The 8,037-nt window shown below is 64.4% G+C and carries 8 protein-coding genes; 6 read left to right on the top strand and 2 right to left on the bottom strand.

Features of this window, described 5'->3' with window-relative positions; genetic code table 11:
* Positions 1–54: 54 nt before the first annotated feature.
* From EN993_RS26820 to EN993_RS26805, 4 genes are all read left to right on the top strand, one after another.
* On the top strand, positions 55–741 hold the full coding sequence (locus EN993_RS26820; RefSeq protein ID WP_164757827.1) for a hemolysin III family protein: 687 nt from the start codon (positions 55–57) through the stop codon (positions 739–741).
* Between the two features lie 108 nt (positions 742–849).
* Positions 850–1,875: a MotA/TolQ/ExbB proton channel family protein gene (locus tag EN993_RS26815; protein WP_109665439.1), complete on the top strand. Its 1,026-nt coding sequence runs from the start codon at positions 850–852 to the stop codon at positions 1,873–1,875.
* Between the two features lies 1 nt (position 1,876).
* The gene (locus EN993_RS26810) at positions 1,877–2,908 is read left to right on the top strand and encodes a peptidoglycan -binding protein (protein WP_109664719.1); all 1,032 of its coding nucleotides are present in this window, start codon (positions 1,877–1,879) and stop codon (positions 2,906–2,908) included.
* Between the two features lie 249 nt (positions 2,909–3,157).
* Entirely contained in the window at positions 3,158–3,592 is a 435-nt protein-coding gene (locus EN993_RS26805; protein WP_109664715.1) for a hypothetical protein, read from the top strand.
* 76 nt (positions 3,593–3,668) lie between these two features.
* Here the strand turns inward: EN993_RS26805 and EN993_RS26800 are convergent, their stop codons facing one another.
* A complete protein-coding gene (locus tag EN993_RS26800) occupies positions 3,669–4,022 on the bottom strand; it encodes a DUF1304 domain-containing protein (RefSeq protein WP_127265267.1) in 354 nt (117 codons plus the stop codon).
* A 140-nt stretch (positions 4,023–4,162) separates the two neighbouring features.
* Between EN993_RS26800 and EN993_RS26795 the strand changes: the two genes are divergently transcribed.
* Entirely contained in the window at positions 4,163–5,650 is a 1,488-nt protein-coding gene (locus tag EN993_RS26795) for a carboxypeptidase M32 (RefSeq protein WP_127265266.1), read from the top strand.
* 31 nt (positions 5,651–5,681) lie between these two features.
* On the opposite strand, the gene EN993_RS26790 is transcribed toward EN993_RS26795, so the two are convergent.
* A complete protein-coding gene (locus EN993_RS26790) occupies positions 5,682–7,481 on the bottom strand; it encodes an ABC transporter transmembrane domain-containing protein (RefSeq protein WP_109664701.1) in 1,800 nt (599 codons plus the stop codon).
* 206 nt (positions 7,482–7,687) lie between these two features.
* Here EN993_RS26790 and rpmE point away from each other — a divergent pair, with 206 nt between their 5' ends.
* Complete coding sequence (gene rpmE, locus EN993_RS26785) at positions 7,688–7,909, top strand: 50S ribosomal protein L31 (protein WP_006327661.1); 222 nt, start codon at positions 7,688–7,690, stop codon at positions 7,907–7,909.
* Positions 7,910–8,037: the final 128 nt, after the last annotated feature.

Below are 8,037 nucleotides of genomic sequence, written 5' to 3'. Positions count from 1 at the left end.
GAAATACTGCCCGGCGAGCGCCCAAATTGAGTGCGCGGCGCAGGAAACCCGGCAGTGAACGACATCAAGCCCATCCCCGACATCCCGTTCATCGGACGCTGGCACTATTCGCGCGCCGAGATGATCGCCGATGGCATCGTCCACGCGGTCGGCATCGTGCTGGCGATCTCGGCCGGTTCCGCACTGCTGGCGCTGGCGGCCTTTCGTGTCGGACCGGGCGAATACATCGCCGCCGCCTTCTACGTGGTTTCGCTACTCACCGTGTTGTCAGTGTCGATGACCTACAATCTGTGGCCGGTGTCGTCGCCGGCGAAGTGGGTCTTGCGGCGTTTCGACCACGCCGCGATCTATCTGCTGATCGCCGCGACCTACACGCCTTTCCTGGCCCAGCTCGAAGGTTCGCCGCTGGCGCGCTGGATGATCGCCCTCGTCTGGACCGCGGCAGCGCTTGGCATCGCCATCAAGGTGTTTTTCCCTGGCCGTTTCGACCGGCTGGCCATCGTGTTCTATCTCGCCATCGGCTGGAGCGGCATCATCCTGGTCAAGCCGCTTGTCCAGACGCTGCCGACGACATCGATCGCGCTCATCGTCGCCGGCGGCATCGTCTACTCCTGCGGCGTCATCTTCTTCGCCTGGAAGGGGCTGCGCTTCCACAATGCGCTGTGGCACGGTTTCGTCGTCACCGGCGCAGGCCTGCATCTGGCCGCCATGGTCGACTGTCTGGTCATCAATCGCCTCTGACACAGACTATCGACGCGGCAATATTGCCAAGCGCCATTCAATTTGGTCACAATTCCGTTTAGAGTCGCGGTTTACGTGATCGGCGGCGGCATCGGAAACGGGGCACGGATGGCTTTTCTCAAATCCTTCGGCATGGGCAGACGTTCTGATGTCCTGATCTACGATCCGCACAAACTGTCGAGCCCGCAGGTCTTTCTGCTGACCATGGTGATCTTCCTGGTCATCGTCGCCTTCATCGCCGCCATCCTGACCCGCCAGATCTCGACCGCCTTTGGCAGCAATCCCGGCCTCAACGGCCTGATCGTCGGCGTTCTGGTGGTCGGCATCCTGCTGGCCTTCGCCCAGGTCGGGCGGCTGTTTCGCGAAGTGCGCTGGGTCAACTCCTTCCGTGCCGGGTCGGAGACCACCGAACCGGTGCTGCTGGCGCCGATGAAGGCGATGATCGGCCGCTCCTCGGCGACGGCCTTCTCGACCAGTTCCATGCGCACCATGCTCGATTCCATCGCCACCCGCCTCGACGAAAGCCGCGACACCTCGCGTTATCTCGTCGGCCTGCTGGTGTTTCTCGGCCTGCTTGGCACCTTCTGGGGCCTGTTGAACACCATCGGCTCGATCCGCGAGACCATCGAATCGCTCGATCCCGGCACGGGTGACGCCGCCGCGGTGCTCGATTCGCTGAAGCAGGGGCTTTCGGCGCCGCTCGCCGGCATGGGCACGGCCTTCTCGTCCTCGCTGTTCGGCCTGTCCGGCTCGCTGGTGCTCGGCTTTCTCGACCTGCAGGCCGGCCGCGCCCAGACGCGCTTCTACACCGAGCTTGAGAACTGGCTGTCCTCGGTCACCGATCTCTCGTCCGACATCGTCGTTGCCGATCCGGCCAAGACCGAGCCTTCCGACGAGATTCGCCTACTGTCGGAACGGCTGCGCAGCATGCAGGAGAATGGCGGCGGCTCCAATCCGCGCGTCGCCACCGCCATGGCCAATCTCGCCGACGGCATTTCCGGCCTGGTCAAGAACATGCGCTCGGAACAGCAGATCATGCGCGACTGGGTCGAGGCCCAGTCCGACGAGCAGAAGGCGATGCGCAACACGCTGGAGAAGATCGCCGACGCCCTGAAGAAGCCTGGGGTCCACTAGCATGGCACTCGCCAGGGGCCGGCGCACCGATCGCCGCATCGACTACTGGCCGGGTTTCGTTGACGCGCTGTCGACGCTGCTTTTGGCGATCATGTTCCTGCTCACGGTCTTCGTGCTGGCGCAGTTCCTGCTCGGCCGCGAAATCTCCGGCAAGGATACGGCGCTCTCGCGCCTCAACTCGCAGATCAACGAGCTGACCCAGCTTCTGGCGCTGGAGCGTTCGACGGCGCAGGACAAGGATGATTCGCTGGCCAATCTGCAGGCGTCCCTGTCGGCCGCCGAAGCGGAGAAGAGCCGGCTCGAACAATTGCTGGCGCAAGGTGCCGGCGCCGGCGACGCCGCCAATCAGCGCGCCGCGGCGCTCGGCGGCGAACTCGACAGCCAGCGCCAGATCAGCCAGCAGGCGCTGAGCCAGGTCGAGATCCTCAACCAGCAGATCGCGGCACTGCGCAAGCAGATCGGCGCGCTTGAGGATGCGCTCAACGTCTCCGAAACCCGTGACCGCGATTCCAACACCAAGATCGCCGATCTCGGACGCCGCCTGAACGTCGCACTTGCGCAGCGCGTCCAGGAATTGAACCGCTACCGCTCCGACTTCTTCGGCCGCTTGCGCGAAATCCTCGCCGACCGCGAAAACATCCGCATCGTCGGCGACCGCTTCGTCTTCCAGTCGGAAGTGCTGTTCCCGACCGGCTCCGAGGTGATCAACGATGCCGGCAAGGTCGAGATGAAGAAACTCGCCGACGCCATCATCGAGCTGCAGAAGGAAATCCCGCCCGAGATCAACTGGGTGCTGCGCGTCGACGGCCATACCGACAACAAGCCGCTCTCCGGCACCGGCCGCTACCGCGACAACTGGGAGCTGTCGACGGCGCGCTCGACCTCGGTGGTGAAATTCCTGATCGAGAACGGCGTACCGGCCAACCGCCTGGTCGCCGCCGGTTTCGGCGAGTTCCAGCCGCTCGATCCCGCCGACACCGAAGAGGCACGCAACAAGAACCGCCGTATTGAACTGAAGCTCACCGAACGTTGATCCATCATCGCGCGAACTCACGCGAATTTGTTCGTCGGCTCAACTCTAGGGCGCAGATCAAGGCCGGCAAGGCCTGAAAACATTATCTTTTTTTAATTACACATTGTCGCAGGGCGGTCCTAGCTCCCCGCCTGGGCCGAGAACCGCCGGCGATGAATCCCCCTCGTCGCGACACGACGGAACCCGACGGCCCACGGCCGGAAGGCAGGCGGAACGACCGCTGCCTTCCTCTACAAGAGGAGACGCGTGATGCGCTCTTTCACTCCCAAGACCTCGCTCAGAACTGCAACGCTCACGGCGTTCCTCATCGCCGTTCCGCTTGCCGGCGCCTATGCTGCGGGCCATCACAAGGGCGCTCTCGACGCGAGCGATCCGACCGATTTTACCGGCCCGCGCGTCGAAGGTCTCATCCAACAGGTTGAAGGCGTCCGTCAGGGCATCCTGGACGCGAGGCAGGCCAACAACATTACGCCGGCCGTGGCGGAGCGCCTGGAAATGCGTACCGTCCGCATCAGCCAGGCGGCCGAGAAGATAGCGGCGTCCGATCACGGCAGGATACCGGCCGCGCAATACCATGACCTGCTGCGCCGTCTCGACAATGTCGACCAGCGGCTGAGGGTCGATACCGGCAGCGGTTTCCTCATGGGCGATGGCGCCGACGGCGGAAGCTACCCGAACGGCTGAGGCCATAGCGGCTGAAACGGTCCAAGAGGAAGGGACCACCTGACGCCTTCGGGAGCCAATCCCGCGGGCGTCCTTTTTACCAGCCCAGCCAGACCGCGATCAGGGCAATCACCGCCGGCAAGGTCTGGATGAACAGGATCTTGCGGCCAACCGTGGCCGCGCCATAGAGGCCGGCAACAGCCACACACAGCAGGAAAAACGCCTTGACCTGAAAACCGGCCGCACCGAGGTAAAGTCCCCAGATGAGGCCGGCGGCAAGAAAACCGTTGTAGAGCCCCTGATTGGCGGCCAGCACCTTCGAGGCGCTGGCGAATTCGGGGGTCAGATTAAAAGCCTTGTGCCCACGCGGCGTGTCCCACAGCACCATCTCGAGATAGACGATGTAGACATGGATCAAGGCCACCAGCCCGACCAGGATGTTGCCGACCATGTTGTTCCCCTTCATTGGCCCCCGGCAGCATTTCATACGCGGCGTCGTCCGCGCAAGGTGCATTTGCCGGACGTGCCTGAGGGTTGCAAACGCCTTTGCGTTGGTATCTTTTCGCGCCGTCCCCAATCACGGAAGCCGCCATGTCCTTTCAGAAACTCGATGACCTCGGCAACAAGCTCGAAGCGCTTGAGCATGCGCTGGCTATCCTCGGCGCCGACGAGGCCACCTACATGGCCGTCGGCGGTGGCGAGAAGCGTGCCGAGGCGATGTCGGCACTGGCCGGCATGTATCACACCAGGGCAACGGCGCCGGAGATAGCGGACTGGATCGCCGCGGCCGAACAGGAAGCGTTGGGTGAAGAGCAGCGCGCCGCCGTCTCGGAACTGCGGCGGCAATACACCAACCTGACCTGCCTGCCGGTCGAATTCGTCGAACGCCAGACAACCGCGCGCATGCGTTGCGAGCAGCTGTGGCGCGACTTGCGCGCCAAAAACGACTGGGCGGGCTTCCAGCCGGCGCTGGAGGGCGTGGTGGCGCTGGTGCGCGAGGAGGCGGCGCTGCGTGCCGACGTGCTCGGCCTCGCCCCCTATGACGCGCTGATGGAGCAATACGATCCTGGCAACCGCACCGCCGACATCACGCCTGTTTTCACCGACCTGAAGGCTTTCCTGAAAAGCTTTGTGCCGGAGGCGCTGGCGATCCAGGAAGCACGGCTGCGCAAGCGCCCGTTGAAGCCGCTCTCAGGCACCTATGCGATCGACCGGCAGCGGGAACTCGGCCTCGCCATGATGGCGGCGGTCGGCTTCGACCTGACGCACGGGTCGCTGTCGGTGTCGCACCACCCTTTCTGCGGCGGCGTGCCGAGCGACGTGCGCATCACCACCCGCTACAAGACCTCCGATTTCCTGTCGGCGCTGATGGGCGTGCTGCACGAGACTGGCCATGCGCTTTACGAACAGAACCTGCCCAAGGCATGGTCGCACTGGCCGCTCGGCAAGGCGCGCGGCATGGCCGTGCATGAAAGCCAGAGCCTGTTCGTCGAAAAGCAACTCGGCCGCAACCCGGCCTTCTGGCGCTGGGCGCTGCCGGTGGTCGAAAAGCATCTTGGCGAAGCCTGGTCGCTCGACGACATCCTGCCGCATGTGCATCGCGTCGAGCGCGGCCTGATCCGCGTCGATGCCGACGAGGTGACCTATCCCCTGCATGTCATCTTGCGCTACGAACTGGAGCAGGAACTCGTCGCGGGCAGGCTTGAAGTGGCCGACCTGCCCGAAGCCTGGGACGCCAAGATGCGCGACTATCTCGGCCTCTCCACCATCGACAACCCCGCCGACGGGCCGATGCAGGACGTGCATTGGCCAGGCGCCGCCTTCGGCTATTTCCCGTCCTACACGCTGGGCGCGATGATGGCGGCGCAGCAATGGGCGGCGCTGACGAGGGAACATCCTGCCGCCGATGAGGATCTCGCCAAGGGCAATTTCGAGGCGATCAACGACTGGCGCCGCCAAAAGATCTGGTCGCAGGCATCACGCTGGTCGACGCCGGACCTGCTCGAACGCGCCACCGGCGAAAAGCTCAATGCCGCGTATTTCGTGAACCATCTGAAGCAGCGATACGGAGGCTCATAGCGGCGGTCGGCGCAGCGGCAGATGTTTCTGACTACTCTGCCGCGCCCCTGAAGGCGCTGGCGCCGGTTTCGAACTGCAGCTTGGCCAGCCGCGCATAAATGCCGCCCTTGGCGACTAGGCTCTGATGCGTGCCTTCCTCGACGATCGTGCCGCCATCCATGACCAGGATCCTGTCGGCCTTCAGCACCGTTGCCAGGCGGTGGGCGATGACGATGGTGGTGCGGCCCTGCATCAGGCGTTCCAGCGCCATCTGCACCAGCGTCTCGCTTTCGGCGTCGAGCGCCGAGGTGGCCTCGTCGAGCAGCAGGATCGGCGCGTCGCGCAGGATGGCGCGGGCGATCGCCACCCGCTGGCGCTGCCCGCCTGACAGCGTCACGCCGCGCTCGCCGACCTGGCTGTCGTAGCCCTTTTCGAGCTTGAGGATGAATTCGTCGGCAAGTGCATCCTTCGCCGCCGTCTCGATCTCGGCCTTGCTGGCTCCTGGCCGGCCGAAACCGATATTGTCACGCGCGCTTGCCGCAAAGACGGTGACGTCCTGCGGCACGATGGCGATGCGCTGGCGGACGGAAACGGGGTCGGCCTCGCGCACGTCGACGCCATCGATCAGGATCTTGCCTGTTTCGGGATCGTAGAAACGCAGGATCAGCGAAAAGACCGTGCTCTTGCCGGCCCCTGACGGGCCGACGATCGCCACCGTCTCGCCGGGCATGACCTGAAAGCTCAAGCCGTGCACGGCAGCGCGGTCGGGCCTTGCCGGGTAGGAGAAGGAGACATTGTCGAAGACGATCGCACCCTTGGCGACCGCAGGCAGCGGCTTCGGATCGGCCGGAGCCTGGATCGCCGGCTTCTCTGCCAGGATCTCGGTCAGCCGTTCGGCAGCGCCCGCCGCCTGCGCAAGCTCGCCCCAGACTTCCGACAGGGCGCCCAGCGCGCCGGCGGCAAACACCGAATAGAGCAGGAACTGACCGAGCGTGCCCGGCGATATCGAGCCTTCGAGCACGTCGCGCGAGCCGAACCACAGCACCGCCACAACGGACGAGAAGATGGTGAAAATGGCGAAGAAGGTGAGGAAGGAGCGCGCGAAGATCGAGCCGCGTGCCGCCTCGAAAGCGGCTTCCACCGCGGCCGAGAAATGCCCGGTTACCAGCTTCTCATTGGTGAAGGCCTGCAGCGTGCGCACAGCGCCGATCTGCTCGCTGGCATAGGCGGTGGCATCGGCAAGCGTATCCTGCGCCTGCCGCGACTTGCGCCGCACCGAGCGGCCGAAGGCGACCAGCGGCAGCACGATGACGGGAATGGCCGCAATGACTAGGCCGGACAGTTTCGGGCTGGTGACGACCATCATCGCCAGCGCGCCAAGGCCGAGGATGACATTGCGCAGCGCCACCGAGGCCGTCGCTCCGACGGCCGACTTGACCTGCGTCGTGTCGGCGGCGAGCCGCGACACGATCTCTCCCGACTGGGCGGTGTCGAAGAAGGAAGGCGACAGCGTCGTGACATGGGCAAAGACATCTCGGCGGATGTCGGCGACGACGCGCTCGCCGAGCGTGATGACGAAATAGTAGCGGCTGGCCGATGCACCCGCCAGCACGGCGGCCATCGCCACCAATGCGGCGAAATATTCGGCGATGAAGATGGTGTTGGCCGACGAGAAACCATGATCGATCATACGCCGTACGGCCAGCGGCAGCGCCAGCGTCGTTGCCGCGGCGATGACCAGCGAGATCACGGCGCCGACGACCAGCGTGCGATAACGCGTGATGTACGGGAACAGGCGCCTGAGCGGCTTGAGCGAACGCCGACGCTCGTCTGCGCTGATGAATTGCGCCATCCCAGTGTTTCCTCTGGCCGCCCTTGGGCTATGCGCCGCAATATGCGCTTGCCGCGGCCTTGTGATTCAATTCCGGCTGATGTATAGGCTCGCCGACCGTTTAGAAGCCGTGGCTCCTCAATAGCTGCAGCTTCGAGTTTTAAAAAGGGGCGCATCGACGCAGGCTTATGCCCGTCGGCAGCGCCGGCAAGCCAGGAACCGAACCCATGAAGACCGACATTCATCCCGATTACCACACCATCAAGGTCGTCATGACCGACGGCACCGAATACATGACCCGTTCGACCTGGGGCAAGGAAGGCGATACGATGAACCTCGATATCGACCCGACCACCCACCCGGCCTGGACCGGCGGCCAGCAGACCCTGCTCGACCGCGGCGGCCGCCTGTCGAAGTTCAAGAAGCGTTTCGAAGGTTTCGGCCTCTAAACCAAACAGCGTTCTGCGATTAAAAACCCGCCCCCCGAGGCGGGTTTTTTGTTGCGACGAGGTGGATCGCCACAAGCTGGCGCTCGCCCCCTACCTCCCCCTGGTCGGACCGAAGGTCCGGGTGGGGG

This window comes from Mesorhizobium sp. M7D.F.Ca.US.004.01.2.1, from assembly GCF_003997785.1.
Classification (GTDB): domain Bacteria; phylum Pseudomonadota; class Alphaproteobacteria; order Rhizobiales; family Rhizobiaceae; genus Mesorhizobium; species Mesorhizobium loti.
The sequence above is the reverse complement of the archived record's forward strand: the minus strand, read 5'-3'. Positions and strand labels throughout refer to the sequence as shown.

Coding starts and splice junctions, on each gene's coding strand:
- EN993_RS26815 (WP_109665439.1), top strand. CDS start 850: ATGGCTTTTCTCAAATCCTTCGGCATGGGCAGACGTTCTGATGTCCTG.
- EN993_RS26810 (WP_109664719.1), top strand. CDS start 1,877: ATGGCACTCGCCAGGGGCCGGCGCACCGATCGCCGCATCGACTACTGG.
- EN993_RS26805 (WP_109664715.1), top strand. CDS start 3,158: ATGCGCTCTTTCACTCCCAAGACCTCGCTCAGAACTGCAACGCTCACG.
- EN993_RS26800 (WP_127265267.1), bottom strand. CDS start 4,022: ATGGTCGGCAACATCCTGGTCGGGCTGGTGGCCTTGATCCATGTCTAC.
- EN993_RS26795 (WP_127265266.1), top strand. CDS start 4,163: ATGTCCTTTCAGAAACTCGATGACCTCGGCAACAAGCTCGAAGCGCTT.
- EN993_RS26790 (WP_109664701.1), bottom strand. CDS start 7,481: ATGGCGCAATTCATCAGCGCAGACGAGCGTCGGCGTTCGCTCAAGCCG.
- rpmE (WP_006327661.1), top strand. CDS start 7,688: ATGAAGACCGACATTCATCCCGATTACCACACCATCAAGGTCGTCATG.